Raw genomic sequence first — 26,746 nt, forward strand, 5'->3', positions numbered from 1 at the left:
CGCCGCGAACGCCACGGCTGTTTCCCGCTCATGAGGATACCAATATGCTTAGCGTAATTTGCGAATCTCCCGGCGTGCTTCGCGCGCACCAATCCGACGTGCCCGAGCGCAAGACTGGGGAAGTCTTGTTGCGCGTGAGCCGGGTCGGCATCTGCGGCACCGATCTGCACATTTTTACCGGCAATCAGCCGTACCTCCAGTATCCGCGCGTGATGGGCCATGAGCTCTCCGGGGTCGTCGTCGAGGCAGACAGCGATGCGGGGCTGGCCGCCGGCGACGGTGTGTACGTCATGCCGTATCTTTCGTGCGGAACCTGCGTCGCATGCCGCCAGGGCAAGACCAACTGCTGCGTGAACATCAAGGTGCTCGGCGTTCACCGCGACGGCGCGATGACGGAGTATCTGAGCGTGCCTGTGCAGTTCGTCCACAAGGCGGAAGGTGTCTCCCTCGACCAGGCGGCAATGCTCGAATTCCTTGCCATCGGCGCGCACGCGGTACGCCGCGCGAACGTGCAGGCTGGACAACGGGTGCTCGTCGTGGGCGCCGGTCCGATTGGCATGGCGGCCATGATCTTTGCGAAGCTGCGTGGCGGTGACGTCGTGTGTCTCGATACGCGCGCCGACCGGCTCGAATTCTGCAGTTCGCAACTCAACGTGAGCGCAGCGGTACCGGTCGGGCCCGATGACACAGCGCAACTCTCGTCGCTGACGAACGGAGAATTCTTCGACGTCGTTTTCGACGCAACCGGCAATATCGACGCGATGAATCGCGGCTTCGGTTTTGTCGCCCATGGCGGCACCTACACGCTTATTTCGATCGTGCCCGGCCAGGTCACCTTTTCGGATCCGGAGTTCCACAAGCGGGAGACGACCCTGCTTGCGAGCCGCAACGCAACGGCTGCCGATTTCGAAACGGTACTCGAAGCGATGCGCGCAGGCCGGATTCGGGACCAGGCGCTCAACACGCACCGCATGCGCCTTGCCGACGTGCCGGACGCTTTTCCGCGCCTGCTGGAGCCGGGTCAGACGGTCGTGAAAGCACTGATCGAATGCTGAGGAAAGCCGCCGGGCAATCAGGATTGCACTTATGAGTACACCGATACTTCAGTTCGGCACCAGCCGCTTTCTGCTTGCGCATGTCGCACTCTTTGTTTCCGAGGCGCTCGAACGCGGCGAAGCGATTGGCGGCATCAGCGTCGTGCAGACGACGGCGAACGAGTCGAGCCGCGCGCGGATTGCGGCGCTTCGCCACGCCGATCACTACCCCGTGCACATACGGGGTCGCGAAAACGGCGGGGTGGTCGACCAGGTGGTGGAATGCCGCGTGGTACGCAATGCGTGGGCAACCGATACCGATTGGGCCGCGATCCGTCGCGCAGTGATCGAGGAGGTGCGTGTCATCGTATCGAACACCGGCGATGCCGGTTATCAACTCGATGAACATGACTCGGCCGACCTGCTTGCGAACGACGCGCTCGTGCCGCGCAGTTATCCCGCGAAACTGCTGGTGTTGCTGCATGCCCGCTGGCGTGAGCGCCCGCAGCATGGCGTATCGGTCTTTCCATGCGAACTCATCGAGAGAAACGGCGATACCTTGCGCGATATCGTGCTCGGTATGGCGCGGCAATGGTCGCTGCCGGAGCCTTTTATCGGCTATTTGCAGGCGCAATGCGTCTGGGTGAACTCGCTCGTCGACCGCATTGTCTCCGCCCCGATTCATCCGGTCGGCGCGGTCGCGGAGCCGTATGCGCTGTGGGCGATCGAGCGGCGTGAAGGCATGGAGCTTCCGTGTACGCACGAGCAGATCGTCCTCACCGATGAGTTGCGCCGTTATGCGCAGCTCAAGCTGTTTTTCCTGAATCTCGGTCATACGTGGCTGGCCGATCAGTGGCTCAGCGAGCGCCGCTCGCCGGAAGAAACAGTGCTGCAGGCGATGAGCGACGCGCGCGTGCGCGGAGAACTCGAGTCCGTGTGGCACGACGAAGTGCTGCCTGTGTTCGGCGCGATGGGTCTGCAAAGCGAGGCCGAGGCTTATATCGACAGCGTTCGCGAGCGATTCCTGAACCCGTTTCTTGCTCATCGCATTTTCGACATTGCCGCCAATCATCGCGAGAAGATCAGGCGCCGGATACAACCGCTCGTTGAATTGGCTGATTCGCTGTCGTTGCCGGCAGCGCAACCGAAGTTGCGCCAATTGCTGGCGGCGAACGATTTGCCTTTGGCCGGCAAAGGAATAGCCAAGTCATGAACGATCAAGACCTTATCGTTCTTCACGACGACGACAACGTTGCTGTCGCATTGCGGGCGCTCGAAGCCGACGCGCTCGTGGAGGTGAACGGACAGCGCCTAAAGCTTTTGTCGCCGATACCCGCCGGACACAAGCTGGCCGTACGCCATATCGCGCACGGGGCTCCGGTCACGAAGTACCGGCAGACCATCGGCATTGCGTTGAGCGACATTCTCGCGGGCGCGCATGTTCATGTGGAAAACGTCGGCATGCCGTCGCAACACGACGGCGAAGCGCAGGCGTATGCGACCGGTGTCCGTGCTGCGCCGGCCGATCGCGCGGATACGTTTCTCGGCTACATGCGGGAGGACGGCCAGGCGGGAACGCGCAACTATATCGGCGTGATCGCCAGTGTGAACTGTTCGGCCACCGTATGCCACGCGATCGCCGATACATTCCGCGGCGATGCGCTCGCGTCATTCGAAAATGTCGACGGCGTGGTCGCGATCACGCATCAGAGCGGATGCGGAATGTCTTCGTCCGGCGACGGGATGGCTTTATTGCGCCGTACGCTCACCGGTTATGCGCGCAATCCGAACTTCTCGAGCGTGCTGTTCGTTGGACTCGGCTGTGAAGTGAACCAGATCGAAGGGCTGGTAGATCTGCTCGAACCGTCGTCGTCGATGTCGTCATCGCGGCCGGTCCGCACGCTCGTCATCCAGGATGAGGGCGGGGTGCGCGAAGCGGTTGCTCGCGGGGTCGCCATCGTTCGCGAGGAACTGCACGCGGCGAATCGCGCCACGCGCACGGCCGTGCCGGCATCGCATCTGAAGCTTGGGCTTCAGTGTGGCGGCTCCGATGGATATTCCGGCATCACGGCGAATCCGGCGCTTGGCGTGGCCGTCGATCTGCTCGTGCGCAGCGGCGGCACCGCAATCCTGTCCGAAACACCCGAGGTTTACGGCGCGGAACATCTGTTGACCGCGCGGGCTGTGTCGGGAGAGGTCGCGCAGCGCCTGATGGACAGACTGCAGTGGTGGGAAGGCTATACGGAGCAGAACGGCGGCGAGATGAATAACAATCCGTCTCCGGGAAACAAGGCCGGCGGCATCACGACCATTCTCGAGAAGTCGCTCGGCGCCGTCTCGAAAGCAGGAAGTTCGGCGCTCAAGGCAGTCTACGATTACGCGGAGCCGGTTCGTGAAGACGGTCTCGTGTTTATGGACACGCCCGGATACGACCCGGTCTCGGCGACCGGTCAGATCGCGGGCGGGGCCAACCTCGTCTGTTTCACGACCGGACGCGGTTCGGTCTTCGGTTCGAAGCCGGTTCCCACGATCAAGATCGCGACGACGACCGCGCTTTTCGAGCGGATGCGGTCCGATATGGATTTCAACACGGGGGCGATTGTCGAGGGCTCGCTGACGGTCGAGGAAGCCGGCGCGCGTCTATACGATCTGATACTCGAAGTCGCGTCGGGACGCACTACCTGCAGCGAAGAGAACGGCGTCGGAGATCGCGAGTTCGTGCCGTGGTTACGCGGCGCGGTCATGTGACGGAAACGTTCGCGTACGGGGTCGACAGATGGTGAAGGCAAGCGATAGACAACAGCCAGAGATCGTTGCGTTTGGCGAAGCAATGGTCGAATTCAGTCAGTGTTCGGCGGGCAGTCAGGACTATCTTCAAGGGTTCGGCGGCGACACATCGAATTTCTGTATCGCGGCGGCGCGCCAGGGCGCGAAGACCGGCTTTATCTCAGCGGTAGGCGGTGACCGGTTCGGGCGCCTTCTTCTCGAGCTCTGGCAGCAGGAAAATGTCGATACGTCTGCTGTGCGTATCGATGAATCGGCGCACACCGGCGTGTATTTCGTGTCACACGGACCGGGCGGACATCAGTTCGAGTATCTGCGGGCACGATCCGCCGCGAGCCGCTATGCCGCACACGATCTTCCGCTCGATACGCTTGCCGGGGCTTCGGTGTTGCATCTGTCCGGCGTGAGTCTCGCAATCGGAACGACGGCCTGCGATGCGGCATTCGCCGCGATCGCGCATGCGCGCGAGCACGGCGTGCAGCTGTCGTTCGATACGAACCTCCGGCTCAAGCTCTGGCCGCTTGCGCGCGCACGCGCGACGATGCTCGAGGTCATCCGCCAGACCGACATCTGTCTGCCGAGCTGGGACGATGTCACCGCGCTGACGGGGCTCGACACGCGCGATGCAATCGTCGATTTCCTGCTTGAGCGTGGGCCGCGCATCGTCGCGCTGAAGCTCGGAAGCGAAGGGGCTTATGTCGCAACGCCAGACCATCGGCAACTGGTGCCCGCCTATCCGGTGAGCGCAATCGACGCAACCGGCGCGGGCGACTGCTTTGGCGGAACGTTTGTCGCGCGGCTTTGCGCTGGGGACGACCCGTTTTCCGCCGCCCGTTATGCAAATGTTGCGGCTGCCCTGTCCACGCTCGGCTTTGGGGCGGTCGCGCCGATTCCCACACGGTCAGTCGTTGAGCGGGTCCTTGGCGGAACGCAAGTGGTTGCGTAAGCTCAGCGCGCGAAAACGCGGCCATTGGCTACGTCCTGCTAGCCACGCACGGTTTGCTAAGATCGCGGCTCTCTACTTGCGATCGATCCTATGACGAACGGCCAGCATGCATGGCTCACCACGCCGATTTCGCTCGAACTGTTGCGTGGCGCCCTCGAATTGGAACAAACCGGCCGTGGTCTCATGCCGCACCGCTTGCCGGCTCGGGCGCGCGCTCAATGCACGGATCCTCAGTTGGCCATGGCTGAGTCGCAGCCGTCGGGCGTGCGACTGGTGTTCCGCACCGAGGCCACAGCCATTGAAATCGATGTGCTTCCGACCCGGTACGTCTATGTCGGTGTTCCGCCCCGGCCGGCCGGCGTGTATGACCTGCTTATCGATGGCCAACTGGTCCGCCAGGGCAGCGCGGCCGGCGGCGACATCACCACGATCGACATGGCCGCCGGTACGGTTTCGAAAGAGTCGGGTCCAGTCGGCACCATCCATTTCAGCGATCTGCCGGGCTACGACAAGAAAGTCGAGATATGGCTGCCGCACAACGAAATCACTGAGCTCGTCGCGTTGCGTAGCAACGCCCGCATCAATCCTGATGCCGGTGACGGTCGAAAGGTGTGGCTGCACCACGGCAGCTCGATCAGCCAAGGGTCCAATGGCGACAGCCCCACAGCGATCTGGCCAGCGCTCGCTGCTTCGCACGGCAACGTGGAACTCATCAATCTCGGCTTTGGCGGTAGCGCTTTGCTGGATCCGTTCACTGCTCGCGCGATGCGAGACACGCCGGTCCACCTGATCAGTCTGAAAATCGGCATCAACCTGGTCAACACGGATCTGATGCGTCTGCGTGCCTTTACGCCAGCGGTTCATGGCTTTCTCGACACCATCCGCGACGGCCACCCGACCACACCGCTGCTCGTCGTTTCGCCGCTCTATTGCCCGATTCACGAAGACACGCCAGGCCCCGGCGCATTCGATCAAAGTGCGCTCGCGGCAGGAAAGGTGTCGTTTCGTGCGACAGGCGACCCTGCCGGGCGCGCGGCTGGGAAACTGACGCTGACCGTCATCCGGGAGGAATTGCGGCGTATCGTCGAACAGCGTGCGGCGAATGATCCGCACCTGCACTATCTCGACGGACTTGCACTGTACGGCCAACAGGATTTTGCCGATTTGCCGCTTCCCGACCAGCTCCACCCGGATGGCCGCGCTCATCGCCGCATCGGCGAACGGTTCGCCGGGCTCGTGTTCGGCCGCGGCGGCCCCTTCTTCGTCGAGTGACTGGAGCGGTGGAACTCGGGAGGGTTTTCACGAGCGGACACTCGAGCGGAACGCGTGAATGTCATTGGAAGGCCGGCAAGCGATTGCTTGCCGGCCGGCGCCATCAGACTTCAGTTTGCTCTGCAACGTCCAGGTCAAGCCTTACCAGGCCTTAGCCCAGCGATGAATTGCGATTGGCTTCGATCACCGTCAACGCTGCCATATTGATGATGCGTCGCACCGTCGAGCTTGACGTCAGGATGTTCACCGGTGCGTTGACCCCCAGCAGGAACGGTCCCACTGCGACGTTACTGCCCGCTCCGGTCTTGAGCAGGTTGTAGGCAATGTTGCCCGAGTCCACGTTCGGGCAGACCAGCAGGTTGGCGTCGCCTTTGAGCGGCGAAGTCGGCAGCACGCGAGCACGGAGCGATTCATCGAGCGCGCAGTCGCCATGCATTTCACCGTCGACTTCGAGCTCCGGCGCCTGCTCCCTGACGAGCTTCAGTGCCTGGCGCATCTTCGCTCCCGAAGCCGCGCTACCTGAGCCGAAGTTCGAGCGCGAAAGCAGGGCGGCCTTAGGCGTCAGGTTCAGCCATTTCATCTGTTTAGCCGCGCTAACCGTGAATTCGGCGATTTGCTCGGCGCTCGGATCATCGTTGATGTGCGTATCGACCAGCGCCACGGTGCGCTCGTCGAGCAGCAGAATATTCATGGCCGCGTAGGTGTTCGCTCCACGCTTCTTGCCGATAACCTGATCGACGAATCGCAGGTGATCGTGATACGCGCCCACTGTGCCGCAAATCATGCCGTCGGCGTCGCCAAGCCGCACCATCATCGCGCCGATCAATGTCAGGCGGCGGCGCATCTCGACACGCGCCATCTCTTTCGAAATGCCGTCGCGGCACATCAATTCCCAATACGTCGTCCAGTACTGCGGGAAGCGTTCGTCATATTCCGGGTTGGTCACTTCCACGTCCTGCCCGAGCTTGAGCCGCAAACCGAATCGCTCGATGCGTGCCAGCAGCACTTCCGGGCGTCCGACCAGAATCGGTCGCGCCAGCTTTTCGTCGACGAGCACTTGCACAGCGCGCAGCACGCGCTCTTCCTCGCCTTCGGTGAAGACGATGCGTGCCTTGCCGCCGTCGCGCACCAGTTGCTTCGCGGTCGAAAACAGCGGCTTCATAAAGGCGCCGGAGTGATACACGAACTGTTGCAACTGCTCGACATAAGCGGCCAGGTCCGGCAGCGGACGCGTCGCTACGCCGCCTTCCATGGCTGCTTTCGCCACCGCCGGCGCAATCCGGGTGATCAGGCGCGGGTCGAACGGCTTGGGTATCAGGTATTGCGCGCCGAATTTCACGTCATAGACGCCATACGCGGCCGCGACGACTTCGTTTTGTTCCTCTTCCGCGAGACCGGCGATCGCGTGCACCGCGGCAATTTCCATTTCACGCGTGATCGTCGTCGCGCCGACATCCAATGCGCCGCGGAAGATGTACGGGAAGCACAGCACGTTGTTGACCTGATTCGGATAGTCCGAGCGACCTGTGGCGATGACGACATCGTCGCGCGTGGCATGCGCGAGTTCCGGAAAGATCTCCGGTGTCGGATTGGCCAGCGCGAGAATCAGCGGACGCGGGCCCATCGTCTTCAGCATGTCGGCGCTGAGAATGCCGCCGACCGACAGCCCAAGGAACACATCCGCGCCTTCAATCACTTCGGCCAGCGTGCGTGCATCGGTTTCCTGCGCAAAGCGCGCCTTGTCCGGGTCCATCAGCGTGGTTCGGCCGCGGTAAACCACGCCTTCGATATCGGTGGCCCAGATGTTCTGCACCGGCAGGCCCAGATCGACCAGCAAGTCGAGACAGGCCAATGCCGCCGCGCCCGCGCCCGAGGTCACCACCTTGACCTCGGTGATGGCTTTGCCCACCACTTTCAGGCCATTGATAAAGGCCGCCGATACGGTGATCGCCGTGCCATGCTGATCGTCATGGAAGACAGGAATCTTCATTCGCTCGCGTAGCTTACGCTCGACGATAAAGCATTCCGGCGCTTTGATATCTTCGAGATTGATGCCGCCGAACGTCGGTTCGAGACCGGCGATGATTTCAACGAGCTTGTCCGGGTCGGTTTCGTTGATCTCGATGTCGAATACGTCGATGCCGGCGAACTTCTTGAACAGCACGGCTTTGCCTTCCATCACCGGCTTCGAGGCCAGCGGGCCAATATTCCCGAGGCCAAGCACGGAGGTGCCGTTGGTGATGACGCCGACGAGGTTGCCGCGCCCGGTGAACCGATGCGCCTTGATCGGGTCCGCAGCGATCGCTTCGCAGACGCTGGCCACGCCCGGTGTGTAAGCGAGCGACAGATCGCGCTGGGTGACGAGGGGCTTGCTGGCGACCACGGAGAGCTTCCCTGGCGTGGGAAACTCGTGATAGTCGAATGCGGCTTGCTGGTCGGTATCTGTCTGCCTCATGTTCTCTGCCTCGTGTGAAACGCGCTGGGCCGTCCCGGCGCGATTTGTTGAGACGATTCTAGAGAACCGCCATAAGCGGACTATTTTGTTTTAGTATCACCCCATCACTTTTTGGTAATGGTCGCTGAACGTCAATGACGCTCGAGTCGAACGACATGGTCAGGCGGCTGAGCGCGCGTCTGAAAATGCGGCACCTGGTGCTGTTGCTGCAGATCGAGCAGCACGGCTCGCTTACGCGCGTCGCGCAACATATGGCTAGCAGTCAACCGGCCGTAACGAATGCGTTGGCGGAACTGGAGAGCATGTTCGGCATGCCGCTCTTCGAACGCTCGTCGCGTGGCATGTTGCCCACTGCGCTCGGTTCGGTTGTGCTCGAGCGAGCGCGGGCGATGATCCACGATCTCGACCATCTTGCTCGGGACATGACGGCGGTTGCCGTCGGGCACGCGGCGCACCTGCACATCGGCGTGATTCCGTTTATCTCCGGTCAACTGCTGGCGGCTGCGTTGAATCGGGTGCATGCCAGCATGGAGCGGCGGGTGACGGTGACCATCCACGAAGGCACCAGCGATCAACTGTTGCCGCAATTGCGCGACCATGTCGTCGATGTTGTGATCGCACGGGCGTCGTCGTCGGTAGACCTGAGCAGGACCCGCTTCGAAGTGCTATTCCGGCAGCGTCCGCGGCTGATCGCAAACCGGCGCCTCGCGGCAAAACTGGCGCGCACGAAGCTGGACTGGCGCAAACTGCTGACGCTGGACTGGATTCTCGGCGCACCTCACACGCCGATGAGAGAACAAGTGGCCGATCTGTTTCTGGCGGCGGGAACAGCACCGCCGGTGCCGGTGGTGGAGAGTTATTCGTCCAAGCTCATTGGCGAAATGATTGCCTCTAGCGAAGAGGCCGTATCGATCGTTCCATCGGATATCGCTGAAGAACTGGTTCGAATCGCGGGCGTCGCAATCGTGCCTTACTCGTTTGAATGGACGCTTCCGCCCATTGCGCTATTCACTCGCTCGGAAGGTTCGCACTCCGCGGCACAGAAGCTGTTTGTCGAATCGTTACGCCAGATTTGCGCGGACACGTACGCTAAAACACGGGATTAAGGGCCGACCTTAATTCCGCCGTTTCTCCCTCTATGCATTGAATCGATTCCATTCCAGGAAAGTCCGTCGCATCCGATTTCTCCGATTCCGGCCAAGGAAGACTCACATCGCAAGCGTTCAAGCTGCGCCGCGCGATGAAGCCGGACGGGCAGTCAATTCGTTATCCACACTGTTCTGACCAAATATCCAGCATTCGCCGGGAATCATATTCCGGAGGAATAAGCACGGCTTACGCGTGTTCTCGACAAGTGACCGGAGCCCGTTGGCAAGCTATCTGAGCTTTGCGTGGCGTCCGATTGGTTGAAAAAAGAACTCGCGCTATGTCAGAACAGGGATCAGATTGCACACCACTTTCGAACGCACTTCTCACACTTGCACAGCGCTTGCGTCGCGGCGCGCTTCGGCATGCAAGCCACTGCGCGTCGACGCTGTCAGGCATCGCTGCGGCCACGCTGCTTGCCGCTTGCAGCAGTTACACATTTCCGTCGGGAACGCCCAGCACGTATAGCAGTAATGCGGTCCAGGCGAGCCAGTCCGCGTCGCGGCCGCTCGTCGGCATGGCGATTTCAGGCGGCGGCAACCGTTCAGCTTTGTTTGCGGCCTATGTACTCGAGCTGTTCGGCAGTCTGCCTGTGGTCGCACCGCTTGGCACTGCTACACCGGGTCGGCCCATCAGTTTCCTCGATTCGGTCGGCTATCTGTCGAGCGTATCGAGCGGCAGCTTTGCCGCGTCTTACTTCAGCATGCACGGCATCGGCGACTATAGCGAGATGCTAACCGGTAAAACTGTCCCTGTACGGTATGAGCAGTTTTTCACGGAATTCAAGCAGCGGATGAACTTCAACTGGAAGCTCGCGCTATTTGAGAACAAGCTCTTTACATTCAGCTCAAACGCGCATGGCTGGACAGAAGCGATCGACAAGCAGTTGGTGCAGGGCGCCACCTTTGCCGACCTCGACAAACGGGAGGCTTCCGGTGCAAGCCCGTATCTGATTCTGAACGCCACGCACTACGATACCGGCCGCCGCTTTGTGATGACGACGATTCCGAATCGTGCGTTCTGCCTGAATACGGAGCAACTGGCGCTCAATGTGATCTATACGCCCGCAGAACAGGAGCAACGTATCGACAACACCCAGACAGCGAAGCTGGACCAGTGCGACCATCACGATGCGCTGACGCCGGAAGGTTTCGACAACTTCTGGAACCCCGAAGAGCAGTCCATACAGAGCGCCCAGGTGCCGCTTTCGCACGCGGTCGCGGCGTCGGGGGCATTTCCGTTGATCATTGGTCCGATCGCCTACAGGCTGACCGGTAACCATGAACTGTTGCATCTGGTCGATGGCGGCGTGACCGACAACAGCGGTGTCGAATCGATCCAGCAACTGTTCCTGCGCGATTTGCTGAAGAACCATGCGCATCGCGACCTGATTGTCTCGCTTGACGCCTCGTTGCCGTTCAACGCATACGGCACCACGATCGCTGACGACAGGTGGCCGCTTTCCATGTTTGCCGATGACCCGACGCGCCTGTCCGATATTCAGGAGGAGCGTGCCTCGACGTACCGCCGCGACTTGTGGAATGTCACCACGTACGCGGCGCGGACGTTAAAGCGTGCAGACGGTGCGGTTACGCGGCTTAACGTCGTCAATCTGAAGCCGGATGATCTGAACGTGAGCTCGCTGCAAATCGATACGCCCGATTGCCATATCCATTACGACAGCGCGCAAGCCGTCTATACCGCGGCGCGCGATATCCCGACCGCCTATCACCTCGCGGGTTGCGATCTGCAACTCGTGCGGATTGCCGCCTGCTGGAGCGTGCATCAACACGCGCGGCAAATTCAGCAATTCTTCGATCCGGCGCTTGCGGATCGCCGCCGCGGAGGTGACAGCGCAGTCGCCGATGCAAGCGGTGTGCTTGCTTCGCGCATCCAGGATATGTGCCCGGAACTCGTCGCCGCTCACGCGTTCTGAAGACGTGCGAGCGAGTGTTTTTATCGCTTCGTGAAACGGGGGAGAAAGCCCGCGCAAATTTCAGCTGAAATTATTGGGAATGTTTTTTCGGTTGAAAGGGCATTTCAACGGTTACAGTGGGTCGCGCAAATTCAATATGGAATAGATCCACGGGTTCCGCTGTTGTACCCCTTGGACCTGGCTCATTCTTCGGCGGCATACTTGTGACCCAATGGCATAGCATTCTTTTCCCCGCCCTGGTGCTGGCAACGTGGACCTGTATCTGGCTATGGGGCATTGGCCTTGCTGAGTTCCTGTTTGCGCTCGTTATCGGCATTCCGATGAAGAGAACCGCTTGCTGGACGCGAACCCGGGTGATGGTGTACGGCGCGCACAAGGATGGGACATGGATGAATTCCGACCGTTCGGGGTTGCTGCACGCGCCGATCATTTTCTATGTTTTTTCATTGGCGCTCACCATCACGCACTACGGAAATGGATTCGATTACGCGATATCCTGGTGCTACACGTTGTTACGTATCGCGTGCAGCTTGAGCGAGGTCCTTTCGAACGGGCTTACGAAAAAGCAGGTTTTATTCTTTTCATCGAATGCGGCCTTAATCATTCTGTCAGCGCATGTTATTTTCGAAATGTCGATTGACTAGACCGTAATGGTCATTTGAGACGATCGATGATAACTTTTGCAATGATCCTGTTTTGAGCGAGCCGGACGCAGTACGACGCGACGGCGTTGCTCACGCCTTGGGCTTGCATGGGCGAGCCGATATTTCTCAGGTAGCTTCGCACATGCAAAGAAAGACCGGCCATGCTTTACCGTGGCGTATCGAAGATATCGACCTTACCCGTATCGACCGCGAACGCACCGCCGCCAACGAAGATCTGTTGCTGCTGCTATGCGGGTCTTCGTTTATGGAGAGCGGCACGCATCTGTATGCAAGCGACCTGAGCGCCTACTTCGATGGCGATCCGGAAGTGGTCGCGTGGCTCACCGACGAATGGAAGGCTGAGGAATTGCAGCATGGCCGGGCGCTGAAAATGTATATCGCGCACGTTTGGCCCGATTTCGACTGGGACACGGCATTCAAAAATTTCTTCGACGAGTATTCGACCTTATGCAACACAGAAGCGTTTGAGAAAACGCGTGCGCTCGAGATGGTCGCGCGTTGTGTGATCGAGACGGGCACGGCGTCGCTGTATCGTGCGATCGGTAGATACTCGAACGAACCCGTGTTAAAGCAGATCACCGACAACATCAGTGCGGACGAAGTGCGGCATTACAAGCACTTTCTGGCGTATTTCAAGAAGTACAACACGATCGAACGCAACGGACGGTTTGCCGTGCTTATCGCGCTGGTGCGCCGCCTCATCGAGATGAAGAGCGAAGACTCGGATGTCGCGTTGCGCCATGCGTTTGCGATGCGGTATCCGGAGCGGGACAGCGACTCGGCACAGAACAGGAAGATTGCTGGGCGCATTAACGGGCACGTGCGCCGGAACCTGTCAGCCGAGATGTGCGCGAAGATGCTGCTGAAGCCGCTGGACCTGCCGGCCAAGGTCCAGCCGGGCGTGCAGTATCCCGTCGAGAAGCTCTTGAAGCATGTCATTTTCCGGGAGTATGGCTGAACCGGGTTCCGCTTTTCCGCGGCGGTACGTCGAGGCGCCGTTTATTGCAGCGCCGCCCGATCATCTCGCTTTGGACGTTTTTCTATGACCGGGTCGTGGACCCGTTCATCGCGCCCGAGCCGCCGCGACAAGCGTTGCCGTCGACAGGATTTGCGGTAGCAACGTTCCGTCCTGATGAGGGCGATACCACAGATAAAACGGCACGCCGGACCGTCCTTGCGAGGCCAGAAACCGCGTAATCGCAGGATCGCCATTCGTCCCGTCAAGCAAAGATCTTCCTCAGTCCCGGCATTTGAACCCGGCAAGGGATGCAGTAGGTCGCCCAAAGCTTCAGGTAGACCGGTCGCTTGCCATAGAGGTCGGCAAGGTTGATCGAGCTGCCGTCGATGGATTTCAGTGTAAGCACCGGAGCGGGCCGGCCGACGAGCTTCGCTAACGCCGGATCTTCCTCGATGTAACCCGGGTCATCGGGTGGCAGCGTCTCGCTCGTCTGTTTCGCGTCGGTGGCAGATGCAGCCTGCGATTGCACACTGCACACCGTGCAGAACATCGCCAGCATTAAAACTAAAAATCGACCTGTACGCATGAAGCTGCATTCTCCTGAGATACCGTTTGACGGCTGAGCGTCCCAGCTTGTCATGCGCGAGGTGACCATTCATCACAGCCGGTCCACGAGCGCGGATCTCCGGAAGCAGATCAATGTGCTGCGTGCCTTATTGATTTTAAGATACCGTGGACAGTTATCCACGGCGTCGGAAGTACACATTTTCTATACGTCGGTATCGGCGAACGCTACTCCGCATACATATGTTTGCGCGACATCCAGGGAATAGTCTTGGCGTTCTTGCCGGCCTTATGCGCAACGATCTGATAGATCGACACCTCATCGATATCGAACGCATGCGCAAAGCCTGCAAGGTAAAGTCGCCAAACGCGAAACCGTTCCCCGTCGATATATTTGCGGACTTCCTCGGTTTTCTCCTCGAAATTCTGCGACCACAAGTTCAAGGTGCGCACATAGTGACGCCGCAAACTCTCGATATCGAGCGCCTCAAGTCCTCCTTCACGCATTGCCTTTAACGCAAGGCTCAAGTGCGGAAGCTCGCCGCCTGGAAATACATAGCGATCGATAAAGTTTCGTCCGCCGACAGCACTCGGCGCGTTATCCGGATCGGTGGTCGTGATACCGTGATTCATCACAATGCCATCATCGGCAAGCAGTTGATGGATCTTCTGGAAATACTTCGGCAAATTTTCACGGCCGACGTGCTCGAACATCCCGACGCTCGTCACGCGGTCGAACTGTCCCTGGACGTCCCGATAGTCCTGCAGGCGAATCTCAATCTTGCCTTCGAGTCCGGCCGCTTTGACACGCTCTGTAGCAAGATCGAACTGATTTTGTGAAAGCGTCACCCCGACGCAATGCGCCCCGTACATTTGCGCGGCTCGAATGACGAGTGCTCCCCAGCCACAACCGATATCAAGCAGGCGCATGCCCGGTGAGAGCCGGATTTTCCTTAAGATGTGGTCAATCTTTTTTAACTGCGCGGTGCCGAGATCTTCGTCACCGTTCTCGAAGTATCCGCACGAATAAACCATGTTCTCATCGAGCCACAGCTTGTAAAAGTCATTCGACACGTCGTAATGAAACTGAATCGCTGCTTGATCCGCATCCCTTGTATGCGTGAAGTAGCGGCGTAGACGTGTAAAGGCGGCCGATACGCCCGACGTTTGCTGCGCGCCGTCAGAGAGCCGATAACCGACGTCGATAATGTCCGACAGCTTGCCTTCAACGTCCAGGCCTCCCTTCACGTAACCTTCCCCGAGGCTATCGAGACTTGGCTCCAGCAAGTATTGCAGTGCGGACACACTATTAACCCGAACGGTAACAAGCGGGTTTTGCGTGCCCAGCTCCAACTGCGTGCCATTCCATAACACCAACCGGACAGGAACGTCGGATCCGGTTCGAACGTCTTCCGCCCACTTTGCAATCTTCCTTTCAATCATTCTTGTCTACCAGTCACCAAAGAGAAGGGGTATGCACATAGCCAACATCACATCCGAAAGAGAACAACCGGATGCGAATGTAAATTCCATATAGATGGTTAATGTGAATAGACCTGTAAGGCGATGGCAAGCTGACTTTGTCGGTCAACGCACGGGCGCGCGCCGATGAAGGGTGTCAATCGAATCGTCCGCTGTCCGCTGCCCTTTGCTTTGCGCATCGCAGAGCGGATACCTCTTCGCGAATCCCAGGCATGGTTCGATATACGAATGGAACGTTGACCGTCGTTCCAAGGTTGAATTTAATTGGGAGTCAGACAGAGGGGCGTGAGATGAAATCTGGAGACAACTTTGGCTTCAACGTGCGAGGGCCGGCTTTCAGGCATCCTCGCAGGAACGCAGTGTTCGTCGGTGCAGGCTTGGCGGGCGCGCTGGCTCTCCTGTCGATCTATGCCGTTGACGTTCCGACAAGCGTGGGAGTACAGAACGATAAGCCTGTACAACCGATGCACATGCACATGAACATGGCCGGAGAGGGCGCGGATCAGGGGGCGAGGCCACGCACCACTGTGACGACGCTGACTTGTCAGAAGCTTCCGAATGTACCGGGCAAATCTATTACGGTGGCGCGTGTCGATTTTCCGCCGAACGGGTACACGCCGGCTCATACCCATCCGGGTTCTGTGACGGCGTTTGTGCTGAAGGGGACGGTCCGCTCGCAACTCGAAGGGTCACCCACCGAGTCCTTCGTGGTGGGGCAGACCTGGTTCGAGCCGCCCGGGACCGTTCACCTGTTTGCTGAGAACGCGAGTGCGACGGAGCCGGCTTCGATTCTCGCGACGTTCGTCGCCGATGATGACTGCGGTCCTCTGACCGTACTGAAATGACTTGATCGACCGGGTGATCCGCGTCTATCAGAGGACCTCGGCGAGCCCGATTTTACGATGCCGTTGCCGGCGGAAACGGCAGCGAATTGCAGGGCGCTACCGGCTTCGCGGTCTTGGCGAACAGAACATCGTAGGCGAGCGTTCCCATTGCCGTGTACCCCTGGCTATTCATATGGATCGGGCTTTCGGGATCGTAACAGGCGGTCGCGATACCTAATGGCGTGACAGACGGATTGCCGACTACCGTCGAGAAGTCGATCACGCCATCGTAGTGACCGGGCGCCTGAATCCATGCGTTCAGCTGCTGTCGCTCGGTTTCGTTGGCCGGCGTATAAAAGCCCGTGGCAACCGGCTGGCCGTTAAGGCCGACGATATCGCCGATCGGCGTGTTGGTTCCGCCATACACCTTGATGTGCTGCGCGTGCGCTGCTTCGATCAGGATCTGATAACGCGCAATGATGTCTTCTGCCGAGTGACCGCCGAGGTCATTGTCGCCGGCGAGAATCACGATGTCGGTGGGGTTACGTGACAGGACGTCCCGCTGAAACCGGTCGAGCAGATCCACCCCGCAGCACCCCGGGCCACCGATCGTCGTATTGAACAGCGAATTGCCGCCGATACCGGCATTGCCGACCGCGACCGTGTTGTTGCCCGCATTCGCGAGACCCGCCATCGCCGCCGGCCACGTGTGCTCGATATCACCGGCGCCGCGGCCGTCCGTAATCGACTCGCTCATCGCAATGACGACGCGTGTTTGCGCAGGCACCTGCACTTCGACTTCGCTCAGACTGAAAACGCCGTTGAACGTCTCGAACGAAAGATTCGAAAACGATGGGTTCGTCGCGACATTCTGGCCTCTGACGACATACAGCCCGGGCAGCGGCGTCACGCTATCGGAATGGCCGTCGGCATACTGCGTCAATCCGTTGAAGTGCATCGTCACCGTCAGGTCGGAAAGCTTCGGCACATTCATCGCGACCGGGTCGCTGAGCAATTCTTCCCCTGGCGGAACTTCAGCAAAGGTCTCTCCGTTATTGAACGTCACCTGATGAAGGGTTGCGGTGTTGATCGCCGTGGGATCGCTCGCGTTGCTCGTATCGGGCAGCGCGACGTTCGCCGAATCGACGATCATCGTTTGTGTACCGAACACATTCGAGAGCCGGATGCGCACGCCGGAGCCGCCCGCGCTGGTGTGGATGCGCGTTCGCGTCGTGTCGGAATCGAAATTCTGCAGGCCGTTCTGCAGCATGGCGGCTTCCCATGTGGTTGCCCAGCGGGTGGTGGCGGCTGCCGAGTTGGCCTGAGGTGACGGTCCGGCCAGCACACTGGTCGCACCCGACTGCGGATCGGAGTCTCCCCCGCATGCACTGAGCAAGCCGCTGATCAACAGGGCCGATATCAACCAGCTTTTACCTTGAAGCAGTGAAGATTTGCGTCCATGTCCATACGTCGCGATCGGTTGTCGCATGATGCCTCCGGGGATGAGTGTTGCCGTGGTGTTTTCGTTTCCCTCGTTGCGTGCGCTTTATCGTTTTATGTTCCGTTTTGCGAAGCGAAGGTCGCAAAACGGCAACGATTGTAGTGAGCAACGCCCGGCATTTCGGAGCGCAATGCGAACAGATGTACAGGATTTCGGTGGCGCGGCCTATGACCCTTCGTGCGCGTCGCCGCGCGCGGCCTTGTGGTTTGCCGCATACTCCCGCGGCGTCATCGCGTAGCGTTCCTTGAACGCGCGGCTGAAGTGCGCCGCGTTCGCAAAGCCGCACTGAAACGCGACTTCGCCAATCGGGCTGCGCGGCGCGTCGGCAAGCAGCCGTGCCGCATGCTCGAGGCGTAGGGACCACACATAGCGCATCGGCGATACCCCTTGGGCGCGCAGCATGCGCGTCAGGCTGCTGGCCGACATGTTCAGCTGTGCGGCGATGCGAGCGACGCTCAGGCTCGGGTCGCCGATGTGGCGTGCGATCAGCTGTTTTGCGCGCAGCGCCGTAACCGCACTCGCGCTGTCCGAGGCAGGATCATGGTGTCCGTTGATCAACACGTCCATCAGATCGAGGCATTGATCGCCTAGCCGCGCAAGCAGCGCGTCGCTGGCCTTGCCAGCGTGAGAGGCGACGTGGAGCACGAACTCGCGCATCACACCGACGTCCGGCGACGCCGGGCCCCGTATGCAGGCGCTCGGAACGTGCATGCGCAGTCCACGCTCGCGCAGTGCGGACTTCGGCATATTGAGTACCACCACGCGAGTCGATTCGCGAAACGACTCCTTGAATCCCGCCCGCGGGTCGATCACCAGCATGTCGCCGGGCCGGACCGTCATCGTCTCGCCGTTCTGTTCCATCGACATCATGCCGCTGGTCACGATCTGCACGTACAGACGTTCGTCGATGCAGACGCTCGCATGCCTGGGCGTGGAAATCGACTGCCACGCGGCATTGATGTCCACTACGGTGGTTTGGCCCGCGGATACTTTGTTTAGCGAGGACACGCCGAATCGGGACGATTCGAAGCGGCATTCCAGACCACAATTCGTCTTCACCGCTTCGATCCAGGCGTCACGGCTTACCGGCACGCCGTTCCAGGTGTTTTCATCAAACCGGGCATTCACGTTTCGATACATAGTTCCTGCTAAGGAAGACAATCCTATTCTTTAGTTCGTGCCCGGCATATGTCATTTAAACCGTGAAATCGGGACGAAATCACGCTTGCGCCGTCGTGCGCACCGCGCACTCAGGCGGCCGGAATCACGTTGTGGTTGAGCCGGAACATATTGGTCGGGTCGTAGCGCTTCTTGATGGACGCAAGGCGCGCGTAGCGCTCCGCGCCGTAAATCGACGCGGCGTCGGCAGCCTCATCCGGCGCGAGATTGTTCACGTAGCGCCGGTCGGCTTGCCAGGGCTTCATGCCGTCGAGCATGGCGGCGACCGAACTCTTGAGTTGCTGCTCCATCGGCAGCGGGCCGGCCGCGACGCCCAGCAGGCTGTACGGCAAGCCTCTGGTCGCGACTGCGTTGGGCACGGCTGGTTCGCGGTCCCAAGCTCCACCCAAGGCACGCAGCTCGGCGATCACCAGCGCGGTGTCGACGTTCGGACCGACGAGTTCGATCAGCTTGTCCTGCGCCTCGGCGGGGAATTCCCGCAGCATGATGCCGCGCTCGTAGTAGGGCACCGGGTCGGTCGGCTCGTTGTGGATCGACGCGACCTCGGTGTACGGCATGTCCCGCACGGTATCGAGGACGGCCGGCGCGATCGCACGCAGCGGCGCGACCATCCGCTCGCCATCCGCGGTCGTGCCGTTGTAGGCGATCCGCACCGCCACCAGAAATTTTCCGCGTAGAGCCTCGTCGACTTCGGGTATCGGCGGCATCCGCATCACGGCGATCGACGTGGCCATGGTCTCCGGGGTGCCCGGGTGCCAGTCGGCCCACGCTCGCAGCACGTCGGCCGTTCGTTCACCGGCGAAATAGATGGCACCGCCGTAGAGCCGCGGCACCGGAAACAGGTCGAACTCCAACGCGGTGACCACGCCGAAGTTGCCCTTGCCGCCGCGCATCGCCCAGAACAGATCGGGTTCCGATTCCGCGTCGACATGCCGCCGTTCGCCGTCCGCGGTCACGACATCGAGCGAGCGCACATGGTCGGCGGCATAGCCGTGGGCACGGCCGAGCGTCGGGCTGAGCCCCCCGCCCAGGGTGTAACCGGACACTCCCACGGTCAGATTCGACCCGTTCAGCGGAGCGAGCCCTGCCTTGGCGGCTTTCTCGACGACCTCGGACAAGATCGCGCCAGCGCCGACGCGGGCCGTGCGGCGGGCCGCATCGATCGCGACATCATTCATGCGTCGGGTCGCGATCACGACGGCGCCGTGCGCGTGGCCAACTATCTGGTGGCCGGTGGTCTTCACCATCACCGGCCGCTGCTGCCTCGCCGCGAAAACAATCGCGGCCTGGATATCGGCCACGCTCTGCGGCACTACGATCATGGCGGGCACCAGTTCGTGATTCAGGTTCCAGACCGCGCGCTCTTCATCGTATCCGGCGGCGCCCGGCAGTAGAACCGAACCTGCGACCGCGGTGGCGAGGGAAGCGGCATCCTCCGGCGATACCGGCGGCAGTGACGAATCGTTAAAGGCCATACATACACATCCTGTAGTGAGTGGACGGCGAATCCATGAGATGGATTGCGCTTGAAGCGAATCAGGTTCGCTGGGCGAGTCCGCAACAGGTGTGGACGTTGACGCAGCGGTGTTCAAATCGCTTGATCGCAGACATCGAACGTTCTGCGAATCAGTTCGACAAGTCCTAGAACACCGGCATAGCGGGGATATTCCGCGTTTCAACGCGAATAGAAAGGGGCGTCGCCCGATGAAGCAACGCAGATGGCATTCCTAATTCATGTGGGCGTTTCGTGACGATATGGCGTGATTTGAAACTCTTTACGCAAACAGTCGTCGTTAGCGATAGCTGGAAACCGGTGCTGGGCGACCCTCGACACTCAACGCCCATCCGGCTAGAAGCCTGCGAGTCCCTGCGGGCTGTTGTACGGAATCGTCATTTTCGTATGCTCCGTTAGCGAGCCGTCGTCATGCACGGCATAACCGACGAGCACGGAGGCGTTCCCGTATATCTGATAGAGATGCTTACCATCGGGGGATAGCCAGTTATCGCTCGGGCCGCTGCTCACCAGGCCGTTGACCGCCCGGAAAGTGCCGTCGCCGGGCACGGACTCACATGCCGGATCCTGTGCGATGGCCAGCTTGCCGTCGTCGATCCGATAGCTGCTGATATTGCCGTAGCCGAAATTCGTTGCGAACACGAACCGGTTATCGGGTGAGATCGCGAGCCAGCAAAGCTCGGACGGCTTGCCGGCGCCGGTGGCGATCGGCACGAGTTCGTCGACGCTAACCTGGCCTGCGCTGTCGATGCGGCTCATGACGAGCCCGTCGCCGACCGCTGTGCCATTCAGAAACGTTTCGCTGCTTCCGTTAAGGAATGCAATGTAAAACGGGCCTGCTCCGCCGGCGTCCTGAAATAGCGGTTTGCCAAGCCCGCCGGATGCCTCGACCGGGAAGACCACGAGTCCGTCGGGGTCGGGCGCGTTTGAAACCACGAGTGTCGTCACCCCGTCCGGAGAGGTTGCCGGCCGCGCATCGAACAGAATGTCGATCAGCAGGAATTTGCCGTCCGGCGACAGTACGGCTTGAGTCGGAATTCTGTCGGTTCTGGTTCCTACGTTGACCGAATATCGCTCGGCTCGCAGAGACAGCGCGCCGTCTTCGCTGACCGAAAACACGCGTACGTGATCGGGACCGAATGCGTGCAACGCATAGAGTGTCTGATGCGATCGCGAGTAGGCCAGTGATTTCACCGTGCCGCTTTGTCCGGTTACTTCGTTTCCGGTGTGTTCAACGCCGATCAGTCGAAGATTGCCGTCGGCCTCTATCGCGAAGCTGGAAACGCTATTGTCGCCGCCATTGGTGGTGAAGAGGTGTCGGCCGTCGGACGACAGAATGACGCTGCCGGCGCCTTCGAACGCGTTGGGCGCACTCGACTGACCGCTGACTGGCTTGAAGACGCCGGATCCTTTACCACCCGTCGCTATGCGCCCGGCTTCTTCCAGACTGCCGTCATGCATCCGTCTGTAATGAACGATCGCGTTCGCTTGTTCATTGGTTTGCATATAGAGGTGCCCGACGCATGTGCGGGCATTCTGATGCGGGGACGGATGCGTATTTAACTTCTCTTTGTCGGACATGGCGGGTTTCCCGAGAGCGAATCAGAGTTCGATGAGCAATCGATGATAGAAACCGCAGTACGGCAAAACAAGCGTGCATTGATATCGGCTTTGATACTGAGGGATGCAAATATACGCGGGTATGTCATGAGGCAACTTTGTAACTAGCGGGCTCGAGTCCGCGACCCGGCCCGCGCCGTCTTTATTGCCATACCTGGTAAATCATCGGCCCCGCGCGGTACGGCCGGGGATATGACCCGGCCCAGTACCCGGCCTGGTAAACCGGGTAAGGACTCGTGACGGCGACAACCGGCTGCACCACCGTCGGCACCGGATACGGCTGATACTCCTCCTGCGCATACACGGGAACGTACGGCACCGTACGCACTGGCGGCGCATAGGGGTGTTGCACATAAACCGGCTGTGGCCGATACGGCGAAGGCGCCTCTTCATAAGCTGGCGCTTGCGCATAAACAGGCTGCGGCGCGTAACGCGGCGGGGGTGGCGGCGCGTACCTCGGTTGCTGCTGCGCCGCGTTCTGGTAGCGCGGCTGAGCCGCCATTGCGCGCTGGGCCGTCTGCGGCGGCTGCGGAACCGGAGTCACCGTGGCCTCGTCGTCGTCATCGTCGCCGGGCAAGCCAGGCGGAAGCGGCGGCACATCTTTAGCCTTAACGGGCTTCGCCGTTTGCTTCAACTGATCCCGCAACGAAGCATACGTCTCGGCGTCCTCCTTCGCCCGAGCGGCGTAGCCATTGTGATAGGCATCGCTCAGGTCTTTCTGACGCGCCTTGTTTTCCTCGTCGGCTGTTATACGTTCTTCGCCGGGATCGAGTGATACATCGCTCCCGCCGTTGTCGTATGCCGATTTCGGGCCGTCGGCAAATGCTGGAATGGATTGAAGCGATGGCGCTAACACCACCGAAGCAACCGCAATCCCTAACAACGATTTAGTTCTCATCGTTTCACCTCGCAGCTAGAGAGACAAATGGAAATGCGTAAGTGACCTCCCTGGTGGTCCCCGTGCCGATATGCAGCCTCGAGCGCACGCCGCTCAAGCCCGGTCGGCAATCGGATGGTGTTCGATCAGAAATGGAAACTCCGTGCGGGAATACTCACATCCCGTCAGCACGGATGCGCGGGGAAACCCCTACCGGCAATCGTTGAGGAATTTTCTTTTTGTTGATGTGTTGTCCGAGCAGGGCACTTAGGGTTTTTGCCTCGGATTTTTTTATGCAATTTCGATGACGACCTATGCATTGCGCGTGATGTAACTTGCCGTGGAGATACCAAGTGTGCGGAATTATTGGCTGGGTGAATTACGAACGTAATCTGGACGAGCAACAGCCGATCGTCGAGGCGATGACACGGACAATGGCGCTGCGCGGACCTGATGCGCAGGGTATCTGGATTGACCGGCATGCCGCGCTGGGGCACCGCAGGCTTTCCATCATCGACCTCGAAGGCGGAGCGCAACCCATGCAGGTCGCGGAAGAGGGGAAAACGCTTGCATGCCTGACCTACAGCGGTGAGGTCTATAACTTTGTCGAGTTGCGCGACGAGTTGATCAAGCGTGGCCACCGCTTTGCCACGCGCAGCGATACCGAAGTCGTGCTGCGCAGTTACCTCGAGTGGGGCGAGTCGTTTGTTGATCGCCTGGTGGGGATGTATGCGTTCGCGATCTGGGATACGCGCAAGGAGGAATTGCTGCTGGTGCGCGACCGCGCGGGTGTGAAGCCGCTGTATTACCAACCCTTCGGCCGCGGTGTGCTGTTCGGCTCCGAGCCGAAAGCCATTCTTGCGCATCCGGAAGTGCGCCCACGCGTGGGGCTCGACGGACTGCGGCACGTCATGTGCTCGTTTCGCATGCCCGGCGGTGCCGCCTACGAAGGCATGCATCAGGTTAAACCCGGACACGTGCTGCGCGTGTCGCGCAGCGGCATTACGGACCGATGCTACTGGAAGATCGAGGGGCAGGAGCACACCGATTCGCTGGATGTCACGATCGAAACGATTCGTGGACACTTCGACCGGATCATGCGTGAGCAGACTGTCGCCGACGTGCCGCTTTGCAGCCTGCTTTCGGGCGGCCTCGATTCATCGTTCGTCACTGCGATGGCGGACCGGATCGTGCGGGAACGAAGCGGCAGCGCAGTGCATTCCTATTCGGTCGATTTCGCGGACCATGGTCATGCTTTCACCAAGGATCCTTACCGCGATACCGCGGATGCACCGTTTGTGCGCGAGTTCGTCGCGCAGGTGAAGACGCAGCACACCGAGATCGTATTGAACGATCGCGATCTCGCGAATATGCAGGTGCGGCGTGCGGTCGTCGATGCGCTCGACACCGCATGGTTTTCCGGAAGCGACAATTTCCCTTCGCTCTATCTGCTCTTCAAGGCAGTGCGCGAGAATTCGACGGTGGCGTTATCCGGCGAAGCAGCCGACGAAGTGTTTGGCGGCTATCGATGGTTCCACACTCCCGAAACGGTCGGCGCCGATACGTTCCCGTGGATGCAGTTTTCGCCGTTGACGTTCGATGCATTGTTGTCGCCGGACCTGTCAAAGGAACTCCGTCTTAAGGAGTACGAGGCCGACTGTTACAGCGAGGCACTCCGTGGGGTACCGCATATAGGGCAGACCGGTGTCGAGAAGCGCATGCGCGAAATCTGCCACCTTCATCTCGTTTACTGGTTACCGAGGTTGCTAGACCGGAAGGACAGGATGAGCATGGCGGCAGGCCTCGAAGTTCGCGTGCCTTTCTGCGACCACGAACTGATGCAATACGTTTTCAACACGCCATGGAGCATGAAGTCGTTCGATGGACGCGAGAAGAGTCTGCTGCGTGCGGTAGCCGGCGACCTGGTACCCGAAACTATCCTTAAACGCGTGAAGAGTCCCTATCCGGCCACGCAAGACGCCGCGTATGAAAAGGCGTTGCGGGACCGCATGGACAAACTGATCTCGAAGCCGTCACCGCGTACGACACAGACGCTCAACGTCACGGCATTGCGAGAGCAGATCGATAAACCGTTGAACGAAGTCAGCAATGCCTGGCAGCGAGCGAGCATCGATCACTTGCTGGCGATGTCCGACTGGCTGGAAAGGTACGACGTCGAGCTGGTGCGAGGCGTCGCCAACTGAACGAACGCTCAGGTGCCCTAAGCCGACTCCAGCTTGAACACCGCCACCGCCTTGCGCAGTACGACAGCCTGTTCCTCGAGCGAACGCGCCGCGGCGGTTGCCTGTTCGACGAGCGCCGCGTTCTGCTGCGTCGTCGAGTCCATCTGTATCACGGCACGGTTGATGTCCTCGATGCCGGCGCTTTGCTCTTGCGCGGCGGCGAAGATCTCGGTCATGTAGTCGCTGACCATCTTCACGGACGACACGATCTCGGTCATCGTGTGGCCCGCCTGGTCGGCCAGCGACGAACCTTCCGCAATCTTGTCAACCGTGTCGACGATCAGCTGTTTGATTTCCTTTGCCGCGCTGGCGCTGCGCTGAGCGAGACTGCGGACTTCGCTTGCCACGACGGCAAAGCCGCGCCCCAGTTCGCCCGCTCGCGCGGCTTCGACCGCGGCGTTCAAGGCGAGGATATTGGTCTGGAATGCGATGCTGTCGATCAGGCCGACGATTTCCGCGATCTTCGACGAATGCGCCGAAATGCCCTGCATGGTCCTCACGACGTCGCTCACAACTTGCCCGCCGAGGGCGGCTGTCTCGGATGCGTGCGACGCCTGCCGGTTCGCCTGATCGGCATTGTCCGCATTGCGTTTTACGGTCGACGTCAACTGCTCCATGCTCGCGGCGGTACGCTCGAGCGAAGCTGCCTGCTGTTCGGTGCGGCTCGATAGATCGGCGCTGCCTGTTGCGATTTCCTGTGCGCCGCCGTTGATCGATTCGGTGCTGGCGCGCACGCTTCGCACGGTGTCGGCGAGCGCATCCTGCATCTTCTTCAGATCGGCAAGCAGCGCGCCCATCTCGTTGCGGCGCTCGATCACAACGTCGGCGCGAAGATCGCCCGAAGCGATGCGCTGCAGATGCGTCATCAATTGCGCGACGGGGCGGGCGACGACGCCGACGAGCATCGCACGCGCGAGCAAACCAATGACAAGCGCGAGCGCGGACACGCCAGCGAGCGCTGCCACCATGAACCGGAAGCGCGCCTGCGCGTCGTCATAACGCGATTTCTGCCTGTCGATGACGGCGTTTGCGCGCGCGGTCATTGCAGCCTGATAGGCGTTGGCCAGGGCCTGTGTCTTTTTCCCCTGCAGATCCTTGAAGCCGCTGAAATTCATGTCGTTTAACGCATCGAGCGACGGGAGCACCGCGTCTTTAATGAAACTCATGCGTTTCTGCTTCAGCTCCGTCGCCGCCGTCAGAGACTCGGAATTCTGCGATTGCAGCGCGAGATAGTTGCCGAAAGTGCGGTCGGACTCCGCGAGGTCGCTACGTGCCGCGGCGAGCAGTTCCGGCTCAGGATCGCCGACGCCGTATAAGGCCATGTAACTGTCGAGAGATACGCGTGCATGCTGGAGCAACTCGTCGCTCGACTTCAAGCTGATCAGGGCGCTTGTGTCGTTCTCGTACATCTCGCGCAGTGCATCGTTGCTTTGCTTCAGTGCGCCGACGCCGGCCGCGCTCGCCACTGCCAGCATCGCGAAGAACACGGCGATCACGAGCGTAATGCTCGTTCGAATGCTGATATTCCGTAACATGCAGATCTCCCCGTTCGATTTATTGTTCGACGATGCGGCGTCGCGAGTCGCTTGACTCGTCGCGCTTTCCTGGTCGTTTGTGCCATCGATGGACGGAAGGGCGCTGCGGCGGGCGTGGTTTGCACTGCCTCGGTGCGGCGGGCTGGCGCAACTGGCTTGACAGCTGGCCGTGCGTACTTCTCCATCGTGGACGCGCGATCATAGCCCGAGGT

Annotated in this window: 20 protein-coding genes and 1 pseudogene; 11 read left to right on the forward strand and 10 right to left on the reverse strand. The window is 60.2% G+C overall.

The genetic code is table 11. From position 1 onward, the window contains the following. Positions 1 to 44: 44 nt before the first annotated feature. From KZJ38_RS25285 to KZJ38_RS25305, 5 genes are all read left to right on the forward strand, one after another. A complete protein-coding gene (locus KZJ38_RS25285; protein ID WP_219802504.1) occupies positions 45 to 1,055 on the forward strand; it encodes a zinc-binding alcohol dehydrogenase family protein in 1,011 nt (336 codons plus the stop codon). Between the two features lie 31 nt (positions 1,056 to 1,086). After that, positions 1,087 to 2,247, forward strand: coding sequence for a mannitol dehydrogenase family protein (locus tag KZJ38_RS25290; protein WP_219802505.1), 1,161 nt, complete (start codon positions 1,087 to 1,089; stop codon positions 2,245 to 2,247). Continuing rightward, the gene (locus tag KZJ38_RS25295) at positions 2,244 to 3,782 is read left to right on the forward strand and encodes a UxaA family hydrolase (RefSeq protein ID WP_219802507.1); all 1,539 of its coding nucleotides are present in this window, start codon (positions 2,244 to 2,246) and stop codon (positions 3,780 to 3,782) included. The genes KZJ38_RS25290 and KZJ38_RS25295 overlap by 4 nt, the downstream gene beginning before the upstream one ends. Positions 3,783 to 3,810: 28 nt before the next feature. Then, positions 3,811 to 4,764, forward strand: a complete 954-nt coding sequence (locus tag KZJ38_RS25300) for a sugar kinase (RefSeq protein WP_219802508.1) — start codon at positions 3,811 to 3,813, stop codon at positions 4,762 to 4,764. A 90-nt stretch (positions 4,765 to 4,854) separates the two neighbouring features. Continuing rightward, a complete protein-coding gene (locus tag KZJ38_RS25305) occupies positions 4,855 to 6,036 on the forward strand; it encodes an SGNH/GDSL hydrolase family protein (RefSeq protein ID WP_219802510.1) in 1,182 nt (393 codons plus the stop codon). Positions 6,037 to 6,187: 151 nt separating this feature from the next. On the opposite strand, the gene KZJ38_RS25310 is transcribed toward KZJ38_RS25305, so the two are convergent. After that, the gene (locus KZJ38_RS25310; RefSeq protein ID WP_219802511.1) at positions 6,188 to 8,491 is read right to left on the reverse strand and encodes an NADP-dependent malic enzyme; all 2,304 of its coding nucleotides are present in this window, start codon (positions 8,489 to 8,491) and stop codon (positions 6,188 to 6,190) included. A gap of 134 nt (positions 8,492 to 8,625) precedes the next feature. Between KZJ38_RS25310 and KZJ38_RS25315 the strand changes: the two genes are divergently transcribed. The 4 genes from KZJ38_RS25315 (at position 8,626) to KZJ38_RS25330 (ending at position 13,196) form a co-directional block, all read left to right on the forward strand. Further along, positions 8,626 to 9,597: a LysR family transcriptional regulator gene (locus tag KZJ38_RS25315; protein ID WP_219802513.1), complete on the forward strand. Its 972-nt coding sequence runs from the start codon at positions 8,626 to 8,628 to the stop codon at positions 9,595 to 9,597. Positions 9,598 to 9,917: 320 nt separating this feature from the next. Further along, a complete protein-coding gene (locus KZJ38_RS25320) occupies positions 9,918 to 11,573 on the forward strand; it encodes a patatin-like phospholipase family protein (protein WP_219802515.1) in 1,656 nt (551 codons plus the stop codon). A 203-nt stretch (positions 11,574 to 11,776) separates the two neighbouring features. Then, on the forward strand, positions 11,777 to 12,217 hold the full coding sequence (locus KZJ38_RS25325) for a hypothetical protein (protein WP_219802516.1): 441 nt from the start codon (positions 11,777 to 11,779) through the stop codon (positions 12,215 to 12,217). A gap of 142 nt (positions 12,218 to 12,359) precedes the next feature. Then, positions 12,360 to 13,196: a ferritin-like domain-containing protein gene (locus KZJ38_RS25330; RefSeq protein ID WP_219802518.1), complete on the forward strand. Its 837-nt coding sequence runs from the start codon at positions 12,360 to 12,362 to the stop codon at positions 13,194 to 13,196. A gap of 262 nt (positions 13,197 to 13,458) precedes the next feature. Here KZJ38_RS25330 and KZJ38_RS25335 read toward each other — a convergent pair whose 3' ends face one another. Further along, positions 13,459 to 13,851 (reverse strand): TlpA family protein disulfide reductase, encoded by a 393-nt coding sequence (locus KZJ38_RS25335; protein WP_219802519.1) that lies wholly within the window; start codon positions 13,849 to 13,851, stop codon positions 13,459 to 13,461. 137 nt (positions 13,852 to 13,988) lie between these two features. Continuing rightward, positions 13,989 to 15,203: an SAM-dependent methyltransferase gene (locus tag KZJ38_RS25340; RefSeq protein ID WP_219802521.1), complete on the reverse strand. Its 1,215-nt coding sequence runs from the start codon at positions 15,201 to 15,203 to the stop codon at positions 13,989 to 13,991. Between the two features lie 329 nt (positions 15,204 to 15,532). Here KZJ38_RS25340 and KZJ38_RS25345 point away from each other — a divergent pair, with 329 nt between their 5' ends. Continuing rightward, positions 15,533 to 16,087 (forward strand): cupin domain-containing protein, encoded by a 555-nt coding sequence (locus KZJ38_RS25345; RefSeq protein ID WP_246641994.1) that lies wholly within the window; start codon positions 15,533 to 15,535, stop codon positions 16,085 to 16,087. Between the two features lie 52 nt (positions 16,088 to 16,139). Here KZJ38_RS25345 and KZJ38_RS25350 read toward each other — a convergent pair whose 3' ends face one another. From KZJ38_RS25350 to KZJ38_RS25370, 6 genes and pseudogenes are all read right to left on the reverse strand, one after another. Beyond that, a complete protein-coding gene (locus tag KZJ38_RS25350; protein ID WP_219802523.1) occupies positions 16,140 to 17,555 on the reverse strand; it encodes a GDSL-type esterase/lipase family protein in 1,416 nt (471 codons plus the stop codon). 177 nt (positions 17,556 to 17,732) lie between these two features. Then, the gene (locus KZJ38_RS25355) at positions 17,733 to 18,707 is read right to left on the reverse strand and encodes a helix-turn-helix domain-containing protein (RefSeq protein WP_281425864.1); all 975 of its coding nucleotides are present in this window, start codon (positions 18,705 to 18,707) and stop codon (positions 17,733 to 17,735) included. Between the two features lie 110 nt (positions 18,708 to 18,817). Further along, positions 18,818 to 20,221, reverse strand: coding sequence for an FAD-binding oxidoreductase (locus tag KZJ38_RS25360; RefSeq protein WP_219802526.1), 1,404 nt, complete (start codon positions 20,219 to 20,221; stop codon positions 18,818 to 18,820). A gap of 374 nt (positions 20,222 to 20,595) precedes the next feature. Beyond that, entirely contained in the window at positions 20,596 to 21,453 is an 858-nt protein-coding gene (locus KZJ38_RS25365; RefSeq protein WP_246641995.1) for a lactonase family protein, read from the reverse strand. A gap of 84 nt (positions 21,454 to 21,537) precedes the next feature. Continuing rightward, positions 21,538 to 21,840 (reverse strand): annotated as a pseudogene (locus KZJ38_RS37215) (hypothetical protein); the annotation flags it as partial. A gap of 181 nt (positions 21,841 to 22,021) precedes the next feature. After that, entirely contained in the window at positions 22,022 to 22,777 is a 756-nt protein-coding gene (locus tag KZJ38_RS25370) for a hypothetical protein (RefSeq protein WP_219802529.1), read from the reverse strand. Positions 22,778 to 23,109: 332 nt separating this feature from the next. On the opposite strand from KZJ38_RS25370, the gene asnB reads away from it, so the two are divergent. Next, complete coding sequence (asnB, locus tag KZJ38_RS25375; protein WP_219802530.1) at positions 23,110 to 24,960, forward strand: asparagine synthase (glutamine-hydrolyzing); 1,851 nt, start codon at positions 23,110 to 23,112, stop codon at positions 24,958 to 24,960. A gap of 17 nt (positions 24,961 to 24,977) precedes the next feature. Here the strand turns inward: asnB and KZJ38_RS36945 are convergent, their stop codons facing one another. Next, positions 24,978 to 26,534, reverse strand: a complete 1,557-nt coding sequence (locus tag KZJ38_RS36945; RefSeq protein ID WP_219802532.1) for a methyl-accepting chemotaxis protein — start codon at positions 26,532 to 26,534, stop codon at positions 24,978 to 24,980. Between the last annotated feature and the right edge of the window lie 212 nt (positions 26,535 to 26,746).

The sequence above is a fragment of the Paraburkholderia edwinii genome (genome assembly GCF_019428685.1).
Lineage (GTDB): Bacteria > Pseudomonadota > Gammaproteobacteria > Burkholderiales > Burkholderiaceae > Paraburkholderia > Paraburkholderia edwinii.